This is a genomic window from Polynucleobacter sp. MWH-Aus1W21, from assembly GCF_018687275.1.
Lineage (GTDB): Bacteria > Pseudomonadota > Gammaproteobacteria > Burkholderiales > Burkholderiaceae > Polynucleobacter.
Window position 1 is genome coordinate 292,028 of the sequence record NZ_CP061287.1, and the last position, 19,305, is coordinate 311,332.

A 19,305-nucleotide genomic window follows, 5' to 3' on the forward strand; every position below is an offset into this window, starting at 1 on the left:
TGTTTAAGATAGCGGTATGAAATCGACTTTTGATCTTTTGCTTATCCCTCTTGCCTATCTCATTGGCTCTATTTCTTTTGCAGTAGTGGTCAGTAAGTGCATGCGCTTACCCGATCCCCACTCATATGGTTCAGGAAATCCAGGTGCAACCAATGTTCTACGTACTGGCAATAAGCTAGCTGCCGTCCTTACCTTGATTGGCGATGCGCTTAAAGGATATTTTGCGGTGATGATCGCACGCACCCTGCTGGGCGATGACTCATTAACTGCTACATTAAATTCCTGGCTTCTCTGCGGCGTAGTCTTGGCTGTCTTCTTGGGTCACCTCTTTCCAATATTCCATGGGTTTAAAGGTGGTAAAGGTGTTGCTACAGCCTGCGGAATTTTATTTGGCATTAACTGGATATTAGGATTAGCTACGCTGAGTACTTGGATTATTGTTGCGACGTTTATGCGCTATTCATCATTGGCTGCTTTGGCTGCTGCAATATTTGGCCCAATTTATTTTGTGTTCTTGTTCGGTTTTCAGCCAATGGGTATCGCTCTCTTAGCGATCTGTTTTCTTCTCATATGGCGCCATCGTAGCAACATCCAAAATCTACTAAATGGCAAAGAGAGTCGCATAGGCTCGAAGAAGAAGCCTCAATAATTTAAATCTATCAGGAAAGAATTTCATCATGACCATTGCATATGCCTGCATTCTCTTTATGGGTCTACTCCCTTATGTGGCAGCAGGTATCGCCAAAAAAGGATTTGAGGGTTATGACAATGCCATGCCAAGGCAGTGGCTTGCTAAGCAAACCGGTTTTAGGGCTAGAGCTAACGCTGCTCAAGCAAATCTATTTGAGTCCCTACCGTTCTTTTTTGCTGCAGTAATCATTGCCTCTGTAGCAAATGCTCCACAGGACAGAATTGATCTGCTAGCGATGGGTTTTGTGCTTGCCCGAATTGCTTACCTCATTTGCTATATAGCCAATTGGCCAACAACCAGATCGATTGTTTGGTTATTCGGAATCATTTGTGTGGTGAGTCTATTTTTTCAAATTTGATTTTTAAAAGCACCTTAAGAATCAATTAACTTATTAATAAATAATCAGAATTATTCAATTTCGAGATACATCAATTCTTATGCCAGTCAAAAAAACCGTAGCAAAAAAAATGCCGACACAAAAATTGGCAGCTACAAAAAAAAGTATTCCCAGTAAAAAAAATAACAAGAAAGATGATGCCGGCGCTCCACTGTCTGTTGTCATTCGTCGTCGCATCGAGGCACAAAAGGCCCGCTTTCATGCAAACGACAACATCTCTGCTTTTATTAAGCCGGGTGAGCTAGAGGCTTTGGTAGATGAAGTAGCAGAAAAAATGCAGGCTGTACTAGAAAGTCTCGTGATCGATACTGAGAATGATCACAACACACAAAATACCAGTCGTCGTGTGGCAAAGATGTATGTCCAAGAAGTATTTAATGGGCGCTATGTAGAGCAACCAACATTAACAAAATTTCCTAATGTGAGTCGCTTAAATGAGTTGATGATCATTGGACCCATTACGGTACGAAGCGCATGCTCTCATCACCTGTGCCCGATTATGGGCCGCATTTGGATTGGCGTGCTACCAAGCAAAGAGTCAGCCCTAATTGGACTTTCTAAATACTCGCGATTGACTGAATGGGTAATGTGCCGCCCACAGATTCAGGAAGAGGCGGTGGTGGAGCTGGCCGATATGCTGGAAAAGAAAATCAAGCCAATTGGTGTTGCGGTGGTAATGGACGCTGACCACTTTTGTATGCAGTGGCGCGGCGTAAAAGATCGTGATTCTAAGATGATTAATAGTGTGATGCGTGGCGCTTTCTTAAAAGATTCGAATCTCCGCCGTGAATTTTTGGCATTAATTGACCGTAAGTAACTTTTAAATTGGGCGTACTAAGTTAATGAAACCCATTTTTTTAATTACATTAACTTCTTTGACTTTATTTTTTGGGTGCACTGCTTTTCCATCGGTAAATCAGGACCCTGCTAAAAATAATAAAGCGACTTACAACAAAGATCTAAAAGAGTGCAAAGAGGATTATCCAGAATTAGGCTCTGGTTTAAATATTAAACAATGGATAGGTTGCATGAATCTTAAAGGATGGCAGTAGTACTTCTAGATTTGCGCTATTAATGAATAATAAAAATCCTACCGTAGGCGAGACTCTGGTTAAATGGTTTCGATATTTTGGTCAAGATCAGTCCCGGGTTTCTTGGGTTGAGAGATTCAGGTCATCGTTCGGGGCATTTCTTGGGTTGCTATGTACCGTTTTATTTGGACAGTTTGTAGGCGGATTTGTTGGGGTTGATGAGTGGTTTATGGCTTCGCTTGGCGCAAGCTCTCTACTCATTTTTGTATTGCCATCCAGTCCCATGGCTCAACCATGGGCGGTAATTGGTGGAAATGTCTTGTCTGCCATCGTGGGAGTTACCTGTAATCATTTATTTGATAACCCCGTGCTCGCTTTGCCGGTTGCAGCATCAACAGCTATCTTAGGAATGTTTTTATTGCGCTGCTTGCATCCGCCAGCAGCCGCAGTCGCTTTGATTGCAGTGATGGGGCACACTCTAAGCTATCGCTATGCTTTTTTTCCTGTAATGATAGATTCAGTTATTTTGTGTGCTGTGGCTGCTCTTTACAACTCATTTACCGGCAAGCCGTATCCGACAAAGCCATCCATTGAGGTGACCCCTATTGCAAAGTCAGAAGTAGATAAAAATGCAGAGCTAAACGCAAGATTAAATGCAATCTTAGATGAATATCATGAGGTTTTGGATGTGGATCACGCTGAATTAGTCAAAATTATCAAATTAGCCAGCAAGCCGAAGGAAAAGTAGGACAGCTCAGATACTTGGGGTTTCCGAGGTTAAAATTAGGCGTTATGAAATTAATTCAATCCATATGGAATTACCGCGGATTTATTCTTGGCAGCGTTAAGCGGGACTTCCAGTTTAAATACCAAAATTCACTTTTAGGTATTCTGTGGATTGTTTTGCAGCCCCTCTCGATGATTTTGGTATATACCTTAATTTTTTCGCAAGTAATGCAAGCCAAATTTCCAGGGTCAACAAATTCTCTGACTTACAGCATCTATTTATGCTCAGGTATTTTGGCCTGGGGATTGTTTAGTGAAATCAGTACCCGTGCTACCAATACTTTTATTGATAATGCAAATCTACTAAAAAAAATCAATTTTCCGAGAGTATGTTTGCCTATCATCGTAATACTAAATGCTGGATTAAATTTTTTGATTATTTTTGGCCTCTTTACTATTTTTCTATTGGTATCAGGAAATTTTCCAGGAATCAGCTATTTAGCAGTATTCCCACTACTGATCATTCTGATTTCTTTTGCAATTGGCGTCGGTATATCTTTGGGGGTTCTGAACGTCTTCTTTAGGGATGTTGGCCAATTTTTTAATATTTTTCTACAGTTTTGGTTTTGGTTGACGCCTATCGTCTATCTAAAATCAATTCTCCCTGATTGGGTGCAGACTTGGATTGCATACAACCCTATGGAGCCTGTTATTACTGGTTTTCAGCACGCAATTGCCGGTCAAGCGTGGCCCAATTGGACTGCCCTTCTTTATCCGCTAAGCATTGCAGTAATGGTCTGCACTATTGCTGCAATTTTATTTAGCCGCCATATTGGTGACATGATGGACGAACTCTAATGAATTCGCTGATCGTCTCCGGTTTAGGTAAGGCCTACAAGCAATACGCAAGTCGGTGGTCTCGACTGGCTGAGTGGGTTACGCCAGGTCATCGGTCTCGCCATCATTTGCATTGGGTGCTGCAGGATATTAACTTCACGCTCAAGCCGGGTGAGGCAATGGGCATCATTGGCATTAATGGCGCTGGCAAAAGTACTTTATTAAAAATGATAGCGGGTACTATTCAGCCTACCTTAGGTGAGATTCAAGTATTCGGAAAATTGGCCGCATTACTTGAGCTTGGTATGGGCTTTCACCCAGACTTTACTGGTCGAGAAAATGCGTTGATGGCCGGACAGTTGTTGGGTCATACCGCCGAAGAAATGCGTCAAGTAATGCCGGAGATCTTAGAGTTTGCGGAAATAGGGGAGTACATCGATCAGCCAGTACGTGTTTATAGTAGTGGCATGCAAATGCGGCTTGCTTTTAGTGTTGCCACAGCATTCCGACCAGATGTTCTAGTGGTTGATGAGGCCTTATCGGTAGGCGATGCTTATTTTCAGCACAAAAGCTTTGAACGTATCAGGCAATATCGAGCACTGGGAACCACTTTATTAATTGTTAGCCATGATAAAGCGGCAATACAGTCAATATGCGATCGTGCAATTTTGATTAACGGTGGCCACCTTGTGCATGAAGGTAAGCCCGAAGACATCATGAACTACTACAACGCCTTGTTAGCAGATAAAGGTCGTCACGAAATTGAATTCAATCAAACAAGCTCCGGACAGACGCAGGTAGTTTCGGGTACTGGTGAAGCCTCTATTCAAGGAGTCCGCCTATTAGATGCACAAGGCAATTCTGTTGAGGTGATCGGCGTTGGACAATCGGTTGAACTGGAAGTCAACATTCAGATTAATAGCGATATTCCAGAGTTAGTCGTGGGTTTATTGATCAAGGATCGTCTCGGTCAAGATATCTTTGGCACAAACACCCATCATTTAAATCAAGTGTTGTATGACTTGAGAAGCGGCGAGAATCTCGCCATTGCAATGACATTCCCAGCAAATTTAGGGGTCGGAAGCTATTCGGCGGCTGTTGCCTTGCATAGCGCTAGCAATCATATTGCTAATAACTATGAGTGGCGGGAGCTTGCGGTGATTTTCTCGGTTGTGAACATGCAGTATCCTGAGTTCATAGGTAGTTCTTGGCTAAATCCAGCATTAAAAATTACACGATGAATACGAATCCAGACTCAGTGCAGTCACATTCCCCGGATGACCAAGACTTTTACTTGGCTTTTGAAAATAAGTATCGTGGTTCGACTGAATCTATACAGCTCCGCCAGACCGCATATCTTCCATATGCGCAATCTTTAAAAGCCTCTTATCCAGAGCTTAATGCACTTGATCTTGGATGTGGGAGAGGTGAGTGGCTAGAGCTTTTAAAAAAAGAAGGTATCAATGCCTCCGGGGTTGATTTAGATGAGGCAATGCTAGCGAGTTGTAGGCAGCATAAATTGAATGTAAAGCATCAGGATGCTTTAGGGGCGTTAAGAGAGCGCCCCGATGGTAGCTTGCAGATGATTACTGGTTTTCACATTGCTGAACATTTGCCGTTTAATCAATTAATTGCCTTGTGCAAAGAGGCTTATCGCGTCTTATCTCCCGGTGGCCTTTTGATTTTGGAAACCCCTAATTCTGAAAACATTCATGTTGCCAGCTCAACTTTTCATTTGGATCCAACGCATAGCACTCCGTTACCATCCAAATTACTGACTTTTTTGATGGAATTTGTTGGTTTTTCAAGATCGGTACAAATTGGCCTAAATCCTGATGTTTCTGTTGATGCGGGTAGTCACGTGTCTCTTCAGAACGTTCTTCTTTCGGGGGTAAGCAGGGACTATGCGGTAATTGGGCAAAAGGCTGGTAACTCTGATGCGATGAGAATGTTATTGGATGCCGTTCATGTAAATAATGTTTCTTCTTTAGAGGCAATGGTTGATCGCTTTGATATGCAGTTAGCCCAGGCTTATGCATTATTGCAAGATCAGCAAAGACGAGTCACTCGACTAGAGGCCCCTTTACGTTTTCTAAAGAAGCTCTTCGCCCCATTTTTTAAAAAATAATATCTATGAATGCAATTAAGCAGCGCCTACGTGCTTATATTATTTTGATTATTCGCAAGTTAGGCTTGTATGAGCAAGTGTTTGCCTTGATGCGCAGAAGGGTTAAAACACTGGATATGGATGCATTAAGTCCTAGAGCTCAGAAGATTTACTTCGATCTACAAAATTTGCACAATCAGGATATGCATTAAGTATGCGCATCGTTATTGATTTACAGGGCGCACAAAGCGACAGCCGCTTTCGCGGTATTGGGCGCTATACAGTTTCTTTTACTAAGGCGCTGATAGAGCAAGCTCCTCAGCATGAATTTTTTCTCGTTCTGAATGGTGCCTTTGGGGAATCCATTGACGCTATTCGTGATGCCTTCTATGGAATCTTGCCGCAAGATCATATATGCGTATGGCAGCCAGTTATTCCAGCGTCGGAGGGTCATGCACGCAATGCTTGGCGGACACAAGTTAATCAAATCATTCGCAAGGCTTTCATTGCCAAACTCAAACCTGATTTGATTCATATCTCAAGTTTGTTTGAGGGTTATCGGGATAACGCGGTGACTAGTGTTGAGGGCTTTAATGATATTGGTGTGCCGGTTAGCATTATGTTTTATGACCTCATTCCACTTTTAGATCCTAGGAAATATTTAGATCCGGAGCCACGCTTCAAAGATTTTTATTTCAGACGAATTGAGCAATTAAAAAATGCAAATCTGCTGCTGGGTATTTCCGAGTTCTCTTGTCAGCAGGCGGTAGAGTTTTTAGGTGTAAGGCCGGAAAATGTGGTCAATATTTCTGCGGCGAGCGATCTTTCTTCTGAGAATTTGGCCAAAGGTGACGGCGCCAGTCAACGCACTCTAGAGAAATTGGGTATCACTAAGCCATTCATCTTGTATACCGGTGGTGGCGATCCTCGCAAAAATATTGCCGGCTTGATAGACGCATATAAAAAGCTTCCGGAAGATATTCGTATTAGCCACCAGCTAGTCCTTTCTGGGCACAATATTGAGTTGCATAAACATATTAAGGGATTCGGGCTTGGCGGAAATAAGCAAATAATCGTGACGGGTTATGTTTCCGATGATCAATTAATTGCTTTATATCGACATTGCGCCGTATTTGTTTTTCCTTCTTTCTTTGAAGGTTTTGGCTTACCTCCTCTGGAGGCGATGAGCTTTGGTGCTCCAACACTAGCTTCCAACACAACAAGCATCCCAGAGGTAATGGGAGAGCATCCTGGCATGTTTAATCCGAATGTTCCAGAAGAGTTAGCCCGGAAGCTGGAGCGTGTACTGATTGACAGTGATTTTCGGAGCGAGTTAATTCGGTGTGGCTATGCTCAAGCCAAGAAGTTTTCATGGGAAGTTTCTGCTAAGCGTGCAATTGAAGTATTTGAAAAAGCACAGCAAGGTCTGCTCAATAGCAATCCAAATGCCATTGAGTTTGATATATCTATTGAAACTACCTTGCATCAAATAGCTGCAATTAATATTCGTAAGCCCAGTGACTACGATATGTTGTGTTGCGCTCAAGTTGTTGCGCAGTCATTTCCCCCGCATGGCAGGAAAAATAATTTATTAATTGATATTTCTGAGTTGGTTCAGCGCGATGCTGGAACAGGAGTGCAGCGAGTTACGCGATCCATTTTGACTGAGTTTTTAAAAGCTCCTCCCGATAATTATGATGTTAAGTTAGTGTATGCAACGCTGGGTAATCGTGGATATCGTTATGCCAATCAATTTCTTGCGAAGCTTGAAGGCAAAGATAGCAAGGGAGCCGTAGATGATGTCATAGAGGCATTTTCGGGCGATATCTTTTTAGGTTTGGATCTTCAGCATCACACGACACGCTTTCAAAGCGATACCTTAAAAGCAATGAGGCGGAATGGTGTTTTTGTTTGCTTTGTTGTTTACGACCTCTTGCCAATTCAATTTCCGCATTTCTGGCCGGGTGAGCATGGGGTTAAGTTAGTTCATGAAAATTGGTTGCGCGTTGTTTGCGAAAGTGATGCGGCAATTGGGATCTCTAAGGCGGTAGCGGATGAGTTGGAAAATTGGATTGTGCAGGAGTCCATTCCTCATGCCGATCACTTTAAGGCTTCTTGGTTTCACTTGGGCGCCAATATTAGTAATTCGCCTACACAAGGTATGCCAGCAAATGCTGATGCAATCATTGCGCAATTAAAAGAGCGGCCTAGTTTTTTATTGGTGGGTACACTGGAACCTCGCAAGGGCTATCAACAGGTGCTGGATTCTTTTGAGTTGCTATGGAGCCAAGACCAGCAAATCAATTTAGTGATAGTCGGTAAAAAAGGTTGGTTAGTGGAAGAATTGCACCAGCGAATTATTTCTCATAGCGAAGCTGGTAAACGGCTGTTTTGGATAGATTCTGCTAGCGATCAGTTTCTTGAGAAGCTTTACGAAACTTGTACTTGTTTAATTGCTGCCTCATACGGCGAAGGCTTTGGTTTGCCTTTGATAGAAGCTGCACAACATCAAACGCCAATGATTGCGCGTAATTTGTCGGTCTTTAATGAGGTAGCCGGTAACGCTGCATATTACTTTGATGGTTTTGCACCCGAAGACTTATCTAATGCGGTGCTAGAGTGGTTGGCCTTATACAGATCCAATCAGCATCCAAAATCCTCTGACTTGCATTGGCAAAGTTGGGGCGATTCAGCCAAGCAGCTCTGGAATGAAATTAAGAGACTTGAAAAGAATTGGCATTGAGAATTATTCTTATTAAAAAATACTTATAAATCAATAAGATAAGTACTCAATAGTCGACTAAGTCGTTCTGCACTATGATCGATCGTGAATCTACAACCTCTTGGAGTAAATATGAAAACCACGCGTCGTCAATTTATGATTATGTCAGCTGCAGGTGCTGCAACCTTAGCATTAAATAACACTGCTCAAGCGCAGGCAATGGTTGCCGAAACGGATCCTCAGGCTGCTGCATTGGGATACAAAGCTGATGCCTCTAAAGTAGATAAAGCAAAATTCCCTAAGTACGCTGCCGGTCAAGTTTGTGACAATTGCGCGCTCTATCAAGGCAAAGCTGGATCTGCTGCAGGCGGCTGCTCTTTGTTTGCTGGCAAGCAAGTTGCAGGTAAAGGCTGGTGCTCTGCTTATGCCAAGAAGGCTTAACTAGCAAGTAACAGTATGTAGAAAAAAAGGCTGCCAATTGGCAGCCTTTTTTATTGGGCAATAAATATTATTTTTGAGCAGCAGTTGACTTAATACAGTCTTTGATGGCGTAGTTGTAATACTTTCCAGCATTTTCCTTCTTTACTGACTGGGCGCACTCAGTTACAGAATTGCGAAGATCAATCTTTTGGTTACTTGCCATTTTTATCTCCCTATATTTAGGTTTGTTGTATTAAGTAACTATTATTTTGGCCTAAACTTCATATCTGCGTGAAATAAGCCATTAAGTTAGTGATTACTCACAAATAATGTAGCATATTCAAGCACTTAGAATTTTCAATTCATTGTTCAACAATTGAACAATATGTAATAAACTGTCATCTAAATATAGATTTAAGGGTGGCATGCCAGAAGTAGACCAATCGGATTCAAGTGAAATTCACTTTCAGGTGCTCAGAGCAATTGCTCAGAACCCAGACCTAACTCAACGTGAGTTGGCGGCCGTACTGGGAATCAGCCTTGGAAAGGCAAACTATTGTCTAAAGGCTCTTGTAGTGAAGGGACTGGTAAAGATTGAATCTTTTGCAAAAAGTAAGAATAAATTGGGTTACGCCTATCTACTAACGCCACAAGGCGTTGCGCAAAAGGCAGCGCTTACAACTAGCTTTCTTAGGCACAAGCTAGAGGAGTATGAATCCCTTCGTTCCGAAATAGAGATGTTGAAATTAGAAAATGCGAATTCTGCCAGCACCTCGGTGCAGGAGAAGAAGGACTTGCAGGTCGAGGCGCAGGCTAAGTGACTCAATTAAGCCCTCAACCCCTCAATCAACTAGTTGCGCGTCTATGGGTGCACATTAGCCATCGACGCCGCTGTCAACTCGCGTCTTTATTTGTGCTTATGTTGTTGGCTTCTCTTGCTGAAATTATTAGTATCGGAGCAGTGCTGCCATTTTTAACTGCGCTTGTTTCCCCGGAAGTGATTTTCAAAAATGCACTTGCTCAGCCATTAATTAGTTATTTGGGAATTAACTCTCCTCAGGAAATGTTGTTTCCTATTGCAGCTATATTCGCAATATTTGCATTGCTGGCTGGGCTCATACGTTTGACATTGCTTTGGGCCAGCACAAGAATTACCTATGCTATTGGAGCGGATCTCAGTATTGATATCTACCGCCGCACTTTATACCAACCTTATTCTGTCCATCTCGCTCGCAATAGTAGTGAGATTATTAATGGCATTGCAAGCAAGACCAATAATGTCATTAGCACCATCATGATGTTGCTAAATATGATGAGTTCCGGAATCATCCTAATTGCTATTTTGTTGGCATTGCTCTCGATTAGTGCCAAGGTCGCTATTGCAGCCTTTGTGGGATTTGGGCTCATATATACAGCAATTGCATGGATCACCAAGGGTCGTTTATTAAGGGATGGGCGTGAGGTTGCTCTTCAGTCAACGCAGGTGATTAAGTCATTACAAGAGGGGCTAGGGGGCATTCGCGATGTTTTGCTCGATGGCACCCAATCTGTTTACTGTCAGAGCTATCTCAATGCTGATATTCCAATGCGGCGCGCGCAGGGTAGTAGCGTGTTTTTGATTAGCGCCCCACGCTTTGCTATTGAAGCTTTGGGTATGGTGCTCATTTCAGTGCTCGCCTACTTTCTCGCCATTCAACCAGAAGGAATTTCTAGTGCAATCCCAGTGCTAGGAGCATTAGCATTGGGTGCTCAGAGAATGTTGCCAGCTTTACAGCAAATATACGGAGCATGGTCCAGCGTTAAGGGCGGACAAGCCTCATTAGAGGATTCACTAGATTTATTGGACCAGCCTATGCCAACGAATCATCATGAGGATTCATTGGTGTTGCCATTTCAGAGAGCCATTAAGTTGAGTAATCTCTCTTTTTATTACGGTAATAATTCACATCTTGTTCTGAAAAATATTTCGCTAACGATCGCAAAGGGTTCCAGACTCGGTTTAATTGGCAAAACAGGTAGCGGCAAAAGTACATTGACAGATATTTTGATGGGGTTACTAGCACCATCAGCTGGAGATCTAAGCATTGATGGGATTGCTTTAAATACATGCAACATTCGTGCATGGCAAAAGCATATTGCTCACGTTCCTCAGTCGATCTTTTTGGCTGATAGCTCTATTGCGGAAAATATTGCATTTGGTGTGCCGAAGAATGAGATTGATATGGTCAAGGTACGCCATGCCGCAGAAAAAGCGCAACTAGCATCCATTATTGAGACCTGGTCGGATGGGTATCACACAATGGTTGGAGAGCGTGGCGCTCGATTATCAGGCGGTCAAAGGCAGCGCATTGGAATAGCGCGCGCTCTATACAAAGAGGCAGATGTGATTATTTTTGATGAGGCTACTAGCGCTCTTGATAACGAAACAGAATCTGCAGTGATGGAGTCTATTGAAGCATTGGACCAAGATTTGACGCTCATCATCATCGCCCATCGGATTTCAACACTAAGACAGTGCACCCAAATTATTGAGCTTGCAGATGGCGTAATTGCGCGCACTGGAAGTTATCAGGATATTGTGCAGGCAAACCCCGTTTAATTAAAAAATCGATTCTATGACAAGTACATCTAACCCCCTATCATCCAATTCAACCATCTTAGTTACTGGGGCTGATGGTTTCATCGGTTCGCATTTGACTGAGGAGTTAGTGCGCCAGGGTTACAAAGTGCGCGCATTTGTTCTATACAACTCATTTAATTCGTGGGGGTGGTTGGATCATTGTGATCCAAGTGTTCGAGGAAATTTCGAGGTATTTGCAGGGGATATTCGAGATCCACATGGCGTCAAAGAGGCAATGAGAGGGTGTGATGCTGTTCTCCATTTGGCCGCTCTCATTGCCATCCCATATTCTTATCATTCCCCCGATACTTATGTTGACACTAATATCAAGGGCACGCTAAATGTGCTTCAAGCCGCAAAAGAGCTTGGTGTCAAAAGAGTGATTCATACTTCTACCAGTGAAGTGTATGGCACAGCCCGTTTCGTCCCCATTACAGAAGAGCACCCGCTACAAGGTCAATCACCTTACTCTGCCACAAAAATTGGAGCTGATCAGTTGGCGAACTCGTTCTTTACCTCGTTCGAGTTGCCCGTAGTAATTGCCAGACCATTTAATACTTATGGGCCTCGGCAATCTGCTCGTGCCGTGATACCGACCATCATTACGCAGATTGCCAATGGAAAGCGTGAAATTAAGCTGGGTGCAATTTCTCCAACACGAGATTTCAATTTTGTAATGGATACGGTAAGCGCATTTATTTCAGTTTTAAATTCTGATCAAGGTCTTGGTGAAGTTGTTAATTTTGGTAGTAATTTTGAGATTTCGATTGGTGATACGGTGAAGTTAATTGCTGAGGCCATGAATGTGAATGTTGAAATCATTACCGATGAAGTTAGATTGCGGCCCGAGAAGTCTGAGGTCGAGCGTCTGTGGGCTGATAACTCGAAAGTGAAGAAACTTTTTAATTGGCAGCCAGCCTATGGAGGGCGCGATGGTTTTAAGCGCGGTTTGCAAGAAACTGCAAACTGGTTCACAAAATCTGAAAACCTCAAGTTGTATAAGGCGGATATTTACAACCTATGAACAATGCAGGCCTAATTCTGGTTGGTGCAGGCGGGCATGCGCGCGCTTGCATAGATGTCATTGGCCATGCCAGTGCGTATGAAATTGCCGGTTTAATAGGCGGCCCGGATGAGCTGGGCACCACGGTTGATGGGTGTCGAGTTATAGGCACAGATAAGGATCTTGAAAAGTTTTCTCAGTTACATCGGAATGCTCTGATTGCCGTTGGCCAAATTAAGTCACCAAAGGTTCGAATTGAACTGTATGAAAAATTACTTGGATATGGCTTTGCTTTTCCTGTGATTATTTCAAGCAGAGCCTATGTATCAGATCATGCCATTGTTAATAGCGGAACAATCGTTATGCATGATGCGCTAATTAATGCTGGTGCTATTGTGGGCGAGAACTGCATCATTAATTCAAAGGCGCTGATTGAGCATGATGCAAAAGTTGGCAACCATTGTCATATATCGACCGGTGTGATTGTTAATGGTGGCGCCAGTGTAGGCGCGGGATCTTTTGTTGGAAGCGGCTCTGTAATCAAAGAGGGAGTCTCCATAGGTAAAAATTGTCTAATAGGAATGGGGCAAATAGTTCGCCACAATCTTCAGGATGGTTCTATTCTTGCTGGGGTCAAATCTTGAGAAAACATGTTCTTATCATCGCTGAGGCAGGCGTTAACCATAATGGGGATATGCTCCTTGCTAAAAAATTGATTGAAGCTGCAGCCCAATCGGGTGCTGATATCGTTAAATTCCAAACATTTAATGCAAGAAGTTTGGTTACCGAGGATGCGCAAAAAGCTGACTATCAAAAACTTTCAACTGATGGCAGTGAGAGCCAGTTTGAAATGTTAAAGCGTCTAGAACTTTCTCCTGAAATGCACTATGAGCTTATCGCCCATTGCAAAGCGAACAATATTCAATTCTTATCAACAGGATTTGATTCAGAAAGCATTCATTTTTTGCATCAATTAGGGCAGACTCAATTTAAGGTACCCTCAGGTGAAATTACCAATGGACCATTTCTAGCGCAAATAGGCGCCTTAGGTTGCGAGGTAATTCTGTCTACTGGTATGTCAACGATGAATCAGATTGCTCAGGCACTCGAAGTTCTGGAGAGTGCCGGTCAATCAAGAGATAGGATTACCGTTCTCCACTGCACGACTGAATATCCTGCGCCGATATCGGAGGTCAATTTATTGGCTATGCAAGCTATTGGCAAGGAGTTTGGCGTAAAAGTGGGTTACTCTGATCACACCAACGGAATTGAGGTGGCGATTGCTGCAGCTGCCTTGGGTGCCACAGTAATTGAAAAGCACTTTACGCTTGACCGCGAATTACCTGGACCAGATCACAAAGCTAGTCTGGAGCCAGATGAGCTGTTATTAATGGTGAACTCTATTCGTAATATTGAGTTATCGCTTGGCGATGGGATCAAAAAGGTTACCCCTAGCGAAGCTAAAAATATTGAAATTGCTAGAAAGTCCTTGGTTGCTGCCAAACCTATACAAAAGGGTGAATTATTTTCCTTAGATAATTTATGTGCAAAGCGGCCTGGCAATGGGATTTCGCCCATGCGATTTAAGGAGCTAATTGGCATGCCTGCTAAACGTAGTTTCAAAATTGATGAATTGATAGACTTATGAAACGAAATGTGTGCGTAGTAACGGGAACTCGCGCTGAGTATGGATTGCTGAGATTCTTAATGAAAGAGGTTCAATCGCACCCTCGATTGAACCTGCAGATCATTGCAACCGGAATGCATTTGTCTCCTGAGTTTGGAATGACCTATCGCGAGATTGAGAATGATGGTTTCATCATTGATCGCAAGATTGAGATGTTGACAAGTTCTGACTCTGGGGTTGGTATTGCAAAGTCAATGGGCTTGGGAATGATTGGCTTTGCTGACGCACTGGCACAGCTCAATCCAGACATCATGGTCGTTTTAGGTGATCGTTTTGAAATTTTTGCCGCAGTATCGGCTGCATTGGTTGCGCGTATTCCTGTAGCACATTTACATGGGGGCGAGGCAACAGAGGGTGCTATTGATGAGGCATTCCGCCACTCCATTACAAAGATGTCTCATTTGCATTTCGTGGCTGCTGAGGAGTATCGTGATCGAGTTATCCAGTTAGGCGAACAGCCTCAGCAAGTTCACTTGGTCGGCGGTTTGGGGGTTGATGCGATCAAACGTATTAAGTTACTTAATAAGGCTGAGCTAGAGGAATCTCTTGGCTTTCAGTTTGGCAAAAAGAATCTTTTAGTTACCTTTCATCCAGTTACCTTGGAAAACGCGAGTGCCCAGACGCAAATGAATGCTTTGCTTGAGGCTTTGGGGCAACTGAAAGACACGCAATTAATATTTACCATGCCCAATGCTGACACTGATGGTCGCGTTTTGATGGGTCAATTAACAGATTTTTCCTCCACACATAGTAATGCCCATTTATTTACTTCTTTGGGTCATCTGAGGTACCTATCTTGTTTGCAGTTTGTAGATGGTGTTGTGGGTAATTCTTCTAGTGGACTCGCTGAGGTACCTAGTTTTAAGAAGGGCACCGTCAATATTGGCGATCGCCAAAGAGGTAGGTTGATGTCGGCAAGCGTCATTAATTGTTTGCCTAATAAGAATTCAATCGCAGAAGCCATTAACACGCTTTACTCAGAAAGTTTTCAGCAAAGTCTTCAAGAAGCACTTAATCCATATGGTGATGGCGGGGCTGTTGAAAAAATTGTGGAAGTACTTGAATCTGCGGATTTACAGGGGCTTATCAAGAAGCCTTTCTATAACCTATCCAAAAAGATAATCCATTCTTAAGAGAGTGTTATGAGCGACTTGTTTTGGCAGAAATCCATCCTCCCCATTTCTTCGACAATTGAAGAGGTTATTCGGAACCTAAATCAAACAGCCATCAAAATCGTATTGATTAGTGATTCAGATGGCCATCTTCAGGGAACGCTTTCAGATGGCGATATTCGCAGAGGCTTGCTTAAGGGGTTAACGCTTAGCAGCCCTATTCAGTCAATTGTTCACCAGAATGCATTGGTGGTGCCTGCTGGAATGACTCGGGTCACTGTATTAAGCATGATGACGGCAAATAAGGTGCAGCAAATACCCGTAGTTGATGATGACGGAAAAATTGTTGGACTTCACATTTGGGATGAGGTTGCAAGTGTGCAAGCCCGCCCTAATTCTATGGTCATTATGGCTGGTGGTATGGGTACGAGATTGCTGCCTCACACTGAGAGCTGCCCAAAGCCAATGCTGCTCATTCAAGGCAAACCAATGCTCGAGCACATTATTGAGCGTGCAAAATCTGAAGGGTTTAGTCATTTCATTCTTGCCATTCATCATTTGGGTCACATGATTGAAGAGTATTTTGGTGATGGGGGTAGGTTTGGTGTGCGCATTGATTATTTGCGTGAAAAAGCCCCTCTTGGTACTGCTGGGGCTCTTAGTCTTTTGGATCCTTTGCCTAAATATCCATTTGTAGTGACAAACGGCGATGTCATTACAGATATTCGCTATGGAGAAATATTGGATTTTCATTTACGCCATCAAGCTGCTGCAACGATGGCAGTGCGCGTACATGAATGGCAGCACCCATTTGGTGTGGTTGAAATTAATGGAGTTGAGATTATTGGCTTCGAAGAAAAGCCAATTGCGCGTTCACATGTAAATGCTGGCGTATACGTTATCGAACCTGATTCGCTGGCTCAATTGCAGAAGGATGCTCGTTGTGACATGCCTACTCTTTTTGAGCGTCTGCAAGAGAAGACTCAACGCACAGTGGCATATCCTATGCACGAGCCTTGGTTGGATGTTGGTAGACCAGATGACCTTGCAAAAGCTAGATCTTCAGAGGGATTGCGCTCTTGAAAATACTCGCTCTGATCTTGGCGCGCGGGGGCTCTAAACGCTTACCTGGGAAGAATTTACTTCCGCTGGGTGGAAAACCTTTAATTCAGTGGTCAATTGATGCTGCTAAAGAATTAAATCAGATCAGTGATGTGTTGGTGTCAACTGATGATCAAGGTATTGCAAGCGTTTCTCGTGAGTGTGGGGCATTGGTTCCTTGGTTGCGGCCAGCTCATTTAGCTACCGATGAATCTTCTTCTGTTGATTCTGCGATTCATGCGGTGGATTGGTATGAGTCAGAAAATGGCTTTATTGATGGAGTACTTTTATTACAGCCAACCTCTCCGTTTCGCAATAAGGAGATGATGCAAAAAGGCATTGCGTTATTCGATAAAAACCCTCTTTTGCCGGTGATAGGCGTTGTTAATGCAAAAACACACCCGCATTGGACTTTAAAAATTACCGATAAGAAGTTAATTCCTTTTATTGATGGTGTAGATTTCGCAAAGCGCTCACAAGAGCTGCCACTTGCATATCAAATCAGCGGTGCCTTTTATTTGATATCTCCTGTGTTGTTACGCGCAACCAAAAGCTTTATGGGTGGTGGTGAAGTGACTCCTTTAGTTGCTGAGTCAGAAGCGGAAGCTATCGATATAGATACTGAATTAGATTTTCATTTGGCAAAAATAGTAGCCAATTCAAAGGGTAAAGTTTAAAAGTGCGAGATAAGCTCACTTGGATCTATAGAGTCTTTATAGTTGCGCCAAAGCAGTGGAGCTTGCCGCTACACACAGATGTAGTGATTTTCCATTCTGCTGGAAGTGATTTATTATCAAAATATTTTGAAAAGAAATCATCTCAAATTTTTAAATTAGATGGTGGCTTTATTAATATCCCCATTTTAATTAAATCTATATTGACTAAAAATTTTTGGCTTGGCCGTCCTGATCGCGCTTACGTTTGGTCCTTCTTGAGCGTAGTTAAACCTAAATTAGTAGCAAGCTTTATTGATAATGATCCGCTCTTTTATGAGATCTCTGGACAATTTGAGGGAATTAAAACTATATTGCTGCAAAACGGCACTCGAGATAATTGGCTTGATCGTTTCTCTATTGATCGTAGCTGGAAAGTAGATGCAATTTTTGCTCATAATCCATCTATCGGCGAGTATTACCAATCTAGGATTGCCAGTAATATCTTTCCAAGCGGGTCCCTTAAAAATAATCTAGTTCCCATAAATCCGAAAAAGTATCGCGATGAGGTTTTATATATATCTCAGTACCATCAAAAATCAATCCCTAGTAAGCCGATTGTGTTTGATGCCAATGGAAAGGCGTACGGCTGGGAAGAGTTCTTTGCGATAGATGGTTTGCTGATTCAGCATCTAGATTTATGGTGTTCTGACCATGGCAAAACCCTCAGAGTTTATGGTCGTGAAACCGAAAAATTTGGCCCGGAGTACCTATACTTTAAAGAGCGCATTACAAAATCTACTTGGGTATATGAGCCCAGATCATCTCCACTTGGCGGTTACCAACAATTAGATGCTGCCAATATAGTGGTGACTGTCGACTCTACTTTAGGCTATGAGTCTTTAGCTAGAGGTGGAAAAACAGCTTTTTTTGCTGGGCGAGGTCAATTCATCAATAGCGCAGCAAGGCGCTTTGGTTGGCCGGGATCGCTGCCAGAAAACGGCCCCTTTTGGGCTTCATCAGTGAATTCTGATGAGGTTTATCGAGTAATGGATTATTTGGCTGGCGAAAGCGATGCCCAATGGCAAAAAACTTGCCAAACCTATGCGCCTCAGGTGATGGGCTTTGATCCAGGTAATACAATTCTTCAATCAACACTGCAACATTTTTTAACTAGCGAGCAACTTAAATATGCTTAAAAACTCTTCAATTCTCATTACCGGTGGTACTGGTTCCTTTGGCCACATGTTTGTTCCGCTGACTTTGGCAAAGTACAACCCAAGTCGCTTGGTAATCTTTTCTCGAGATGAGATGAAGCAGTGGGAAATGGCAAAACTATATGGTGGTGATGATAGAGTTCGATTCTTCATTGGTGATGTGCGTGATAAGGATCGCTTATCTCGCGCCCTGCAAGGCATTGATTATGTTGTGCATGCTGCTGCGACCAAAATTGTTCCTACAGCTGAATACAATCCTTTTGAGTGTGTCAAGACAAACGTAATGGGCGCAATGAACTTGATCGATGCTTGTATTGATCAGGGTGTCAAACGTGTGGTTGCCCTCTCTACAGATAAAGCGAGCAGTCCCGCTAATTTATACGGTGCAACTAAGCTGACATCCGATAAGTTATTTATTGCCGGTAATTCGTATTCTGGAAAAAATGAAACTCGATTTGCGGTCGTACGCTATGGAAATGTCATGGGATCACGTGGTTCAGTTATTCCATTCTTTCTGAATGAAGCTGAAAAAGGTGGGCCACTTCCGGTTACTGATGAGCGTATGACGCGCTTTATGATCACCCTGGAGCAAGGTGTTGAGCTGGTTTGGCATGCGTTTGATGATGCGGTTGGTGGTGAAATTTATGTCAAGAAGATTCCATCAATGAAGATTCCAGATATAGCATCAGCTGTTGCTCCTGGGCTTGAGCAAAAAGTTATCGGCATTCGTCCTGGTGAAAAATTGCATGAGCAGATGATTGGGTTTGAGGACGCTCCATATACCTATGAGTATCCAGAGCATTTCAAGATACTTCCCGCAATTCATGACTGGAGTCAGGATCCTTACCGTATCAACAACGGTAAATTGGTATCGCCTGATTTCACTTACAGTTCAGATAACAATCCAAGCTGGATGAGCGTGGAAGAATTGCGTTCATGGATCGATGCCAACAAGCAGAAGATGTTGCAAATCTAATCCTT

22 protein-coding genes are annotated in these 19,305 nt (G+C 43.0%); 21 read left to right on the forward strand and 1 reads right to left on the reverse strand.

Annotation, left to right across the window (positions count from 1 at the left end; genetic code table 11):
* Positions 1 to 16 precede the first annotated feature (16 nt).
* From plsY to ICW03_RS01620, 11 genes are all read left to right on the forward strand, one after another.
* A complete protein-coding gene (gene plsY, locus ICW03_RS01570; protein WP_215348386.1) occupies positions 17 to 649 on the forward strand; it encodes a glycerol-3-phosphate 1-O-acyltransferase PlsY in 633 nt (210 codons plus the stop codon).
* A gap of 28 nt (positions 650 to 677) precedes the next feature.
* Positions 678 to 1,049, forward strand: a complete 372-nt coding sequence (locus ICW03_RS01575) for an MAPEG family protein (RefSeq protein ID WP_215348387.1) — start codon at positions 678 to 680, stop codon at positions 1,047 to 1,049.
* Between the two features lie 79 nt (positions 1,050 to 1,128).
* Positions 1,129 to 1,905 (forward strand): GTP cyclohydrolase I, encoded by a 777-nt coding sequence (gene folE / locus ICW03_RS01580; RefSeq protein ID WP_371819892.1) that lies wholly within the window; start codon positions 1,129 to 1,131, stop codon positions 1,903 to 1,905.
* Positions 1,906 to 1,930: 25 nt separating this feature from the next.
* Positions 1,931 to 2,140 (forward strand): hypothetical protein, encoded by a 210-nt coding sequence (locus ICW03_RS01585; RefSeq protein WP_215348388.1) that lies wholly within the window; start codon positions 1,931 to 1,933, stop codon positions 2,138 to 2,140.
* Positions 2,141 to 2,162: 22 nt separating this feature from the next.
* Positions 2,163 to 2,867: an HPP family protein gene (locus ICW03_RS01590; RefSeq protein ID WP_215348389.1), complete on the forward strand. Its 705-nt coding sequence runs from the start codon at positions 2,163 to 2,165 to the stop codon at positions 2,865 to 2,867.
* Between the two features lie 44 nt (positions 2,868 to 2,911).
* Positions 2,912 to 3,703 carry an ABC transporter permease gene (locus ICW03_RS01595; protein WP_215348390.1) on the forward strand — a complete coding sequence of 264 codons (792 nt, stop codon included), beginning with the start codon at positions 2,912 to 2,914 and terminating at the stop codon, positions 3,701 to 3,703.
* On the forward strand, positions 3,703 to 4,923 hold the full coding sequence (locus ICW03_RS01600) for an ABC transporter ATP-binding protein (RefSeq protein ID WP_215348391.1): 1,221 nt from the start codon (positions 3,703 to 3,705) through the stop codon (positions 4,921 to 4,923). Before ICW03_RS01595 ends, ICW03_RS01600 begins: the two co-directional genes overlap by 1 nt.
* A complete protein-coding gene (locus ICW03_RS01605; protein WP_215348392.1) occupies positions 4,920 to 5,810 on the forward strand; it encodes a bifunctional 2-polyprenyl-6-hydroxyphenol methylase/3-demethylubiquinol 3-O-methyltransferase UbiG in 891 nt (296 codons plus the stop codon). Before ICW03_RS01600 ends, ICW03_RS01605 begins: the two co-directional genes overlap by 4 nt.
* Positions 5,811 to 5,815: 5 nt before the next feature.
* Positions 5,816 to 6,001, forward strand: coding sequence for a hypothetical protein (locus ICW03_RS01610; protein ID WP_215348393.1), 186 nt, complete (start codon positions 5,816 to 5,818; stop codon positions 5,999 to 6,001).
* Positions 6,002 to 6,003: 2 nt separating this feature from the next.
* On the forward strand, positions 6,004 to 8,532 hold the full coding sequence (locus tag ICW03_RS01615) for a glycosyltransferase family 1 protein (protein WP_215348394.1): 2,529 nt from the start codon (positions 6,004 to 6,006) through the stop codon (positions 8,530 to 8,532).
* Between the two features lie 111 nt (positions 8,533 to 8,643).
* A complete protein-coding gene (locus ICW03_RS01620; protein ID WP_215348395.1) occupies positions 8,644 to 8,952 on the forward strand; it encodes a high-potential iron-sulfur protein in 309 nt (102 codons plus the stop codon).
* Between the two features lie 67 nt (positions 8,953 to 9,019).
* Here ICW03_RS01620 and ICW03_RS11645 read toward each other — a convergent pair whose 3' ends face one another.
* Positions 9,020 to 9,154 (reverse strand): hypothetical protein, encoded by a 135-nt coding sequence (locus ICW03_RS11645; protein WP_256441447.1) that lies wholly within the window; start codon positions 9,152 to 9,154, stop codon positions 9,020 to 9,022.
* Positions 9,155 to 9,356: 202 nt separating this feature from the next.
* Here ICW03_RS11645 and ICW03_RS01625 point away from each other — a divergent pair, with 202 nt between their 5' ends.
* Genes ICW03_RS01625 through pseB form a run of 10 tightly spaced genes read left to right on the forward strand, consistent with a single transcriptional unit; the run spans position 9,357 to position 19,300 of the window.
* Positions 9,357 to 9,752, forward strand: a complete 396-nt coding sequence (locus ICW03_RS01625) for a MarR family EPS-associated transcriptional regulator (protein WP_215348396.1) — start codon at positions 9,357 to 9,359, stop codon at positions 9,750 to 9,752.
* A complete protein-coding gene (locus tag ICW03_RS01630; RefSeq protein WP_215348397.1) occupies positions 9,749 to 11,530 on the forward strand; it encodes an ABC transporter ATP-binding protein in 1,782 nt (593 codons plus the stop codon). The genes ICW03_RS01625 and ICW03_RS01630 overlap by 4 nt, the downstream gene beginning before the upstream one ends.
* Positions 11,531 to 11,546: 16 nt before the next feature.
* Entirely contained in the window at positions 11,547 to 12,575 is a 1,029-nt protein-coding gene (locus tag ICW03_RS01635) for an NAD-dependent 4,6-dehydratase LegB (protein ID WP_215348398.1), read from the forward strand.
* On the forward strand, positions 12,572 to 13,198 hold the full coding sequence (locus tag ICW03_RS01640; protein WP_215348399.1) for an acetyltransferase: 627 nt from the start codon (positions 12,572 to 12,574) through the stop codon (positions 13,196 to 13,198). Before ICW03_RS01635 ends, ICW03_RS01640 begins: the two co-directional genes overlap by 4 nt.
* Positions 13,195 to 14,202 carry an N-acetylneuraminate synthase gene (gene neuB, locus ICW03_RS01645; protein ID WP_215348400.1) on the forward strand — a complete coding sequence of 336 codons (1,008 nt, stop codon included), beginning with the start codon at positions 13,195 to 13,197 and terminating at the stop codon, positions 14,200 to 14,202. Before ICW03_RS01640 ends, neuB begins: the two co-directional genes overlap by 4 nt.
* Complete coding sequence (gene neuC / locus ICW03_RS01650; RefSeq protein ID WP_215348401.1) at positions 14,199 to 15,374, forward strand: UDP-N-acetylglucosamine 2-epimerase; 1,176 nt, start codon at positions 14,199 to 14,201, stop codon at positions 15,372 to 15,374. The genes neuB and neuC overlap by 4 nt, the downstream gene beginning before the upstream one ends.
* A 9-nt stretch (positions 15,375 to 15,383) precedes the next feature.
* Positions 15,384 to 16,436 carry a nucleotidyltransferase family protein gene (locus ICW03_RS01655; protein WP_215348402.1) on the forward strand — a complete coding sequence of 351 codons (1,053 nt, stop codon included), beginning with the start codon at positions 15,384 to 15,386 and terminating at the stop codon, positions 16,434 to 16,436.
* On the forward strand, positions 16,433 to 17,131 hold the full coding sequence (locus ICW03_RS01660) for a cytidylyltransferase domain-containing protein (RefSeq protein ID WP_215348403.1): 699 nt from the start codon (positions 16,433 to 16,435) through the stop codon (positions 17,129 to 17,131). Before ICW03_RS01655 ends, ICW03_RS01660 begins: the two co-directional genes overlap by 4 nt.
* A 2-nt stretch (positions 17,132 to 17,133) precedes the next feature.
* Positions 17,134 to 18,306, forward strand: coding sequence for an LA_1612 family putative O-antigen biosynthesis protein (locus ICW03_RS01665; protein ID WP_215348404.1), 1,173 nt, complete (start codon positions 17,134 to 17,136; stop codon positions 18,304 to 18,306).
* Positions 18,299 to 19,300 carry a UDP-N-acetylglucosamine 4,6-dehydratase (inverting) gene (pseB, locus tag ICW03_RS01670; RefSeq protein ID WP_215348405.1) on the forward strand — a complete coding sequence of 334 codons (1,002 nt, stop codon included), beginning with the start codon at positions 18,299 to 18,301 and terminating at the stop codon, positions 19,298 to 19,300. The genes ICW03_RS01665 and pseB overlap by 8 nt, the downstream gene beginning before the upstream one ends.
* Positions 19,301 to 19,305: the final 5 nt, after the last annotated feature.

Coding starts and splice junctions, on each gene's coding strand:
- plsY (WP_215348386.1), top strand. CDS start 17: ATGAAATCGACTTTTGATCTTTTGCTTATCCCTCTTGCCTATCTCATT.
- ICW03_RS01575 (WP_215348387.1), top strand. CDS start 678: ATGACCATTGCATATGCCTGCATTCTCTTTATGGGTCTACTCCCTTAT.
- folE (WP_371819892.1), top strand. CDS start 1,129: ATGCCAGTCAAAAAAACCGTAGCAAAAAAAATGCCGACACAAAAATTG.
- ICW03_RS01585 (WP_215348388.1), top strand. CDS start 1,931: ATGAAACCCATTTTTTTAATTACATTAACTTCTTTGACTTTATTTTTT.
- ICW03_RS01590 (WP_215348389.1), top strand. CDS start 2,163: ATGAATAATAAAAATCCTACCGTAGGCGAGACTCTGGTTAAATGGTTT.
- ICW03_RS01595 (WP_215348390.1), top strand. CDS start 2,912: ATGAAATTAATTCAATCCATATGGAATTACCGCGGATTTATTCTTGGC.
- ICW03_RS01600 (WP_215348391.1), top strand. CDS start 3,703: ATGAATTCGCTGATCGTCTCCGGTTTAGGTAAGGCCTACAAGCAATAC.
- ICW03_RS01605 (WP_215348392.1), top strand. CDS start 4,920: ATGAATACGAATCCAGACTCAGTGCAGTCACATTCCCCGGATGACCAA.
- ICW03_RS01610 (WP_215348393.1), top strand. CDS start 5,816: ATGAATGCAATTAAGCAGCGCCTACGTGCTTATATTATTTTGATTATT.
- ICW03_RS01615 (WP_215348394.1), top strand. CDS start 6,004: ATGCGCATCGTTATTGATTTACAGGGCGCACAAAGCGACAGCCGCTTT.
- ICW03_RS01620 (WP_215348395.1), top strand. CDS start 8,644: ATGAAAACCACGCGTCGTCAATTTATGATTATGTCAGCTGCAGGTGCT.
- ICW03_RS11645 (WP_256441447.1), bottom strand. CDS start 9,154: ATGGCAAGTAACCAAAAGATTGATCTTCGCAATTCTGTAACTGAGTGC.
- ICW03_RS01625 (WP_215348396.1), top strand. CDS start 9,357: ATGCCAGAAGTAGACCAATCGGATTCAAGTGAAATTCACTTTCAGGTG.
- ICW03_RS01635 (WP_215348398.1), top strand. CDS start 11,547: ATGACAAGTACATCTAACCCCCTATCATCCAATTCAACCATCTTAGTT.
- ICW03_RS01640 (WP_215348399.1), top strand. CDS start 12,572: ATGAACAATGCAGGCCTAATTCTGGTTGGTGCAGGCGGGCATGCGCGC.
- neuC (WP_215348401.1), top strand. CDS start 14,199: ATGAAACGAAATGTGTGCGTAGTAACGGGAACTCGCGCTGAGTATGGA.
- ICW03_RS01655 (WP_215348402.1), top strand. CDS start 15,384: ATGAGCGACTTGTTTTGGCAGAAATCCATCCTCCCCATTTCTTCGACA.
- pseB (WP_215348405.1), top strand. CDS start 18,299: ATGCTTAAAAACTCTTCAATTCTCATTACCGGTGGTACTGGTTCCTTT.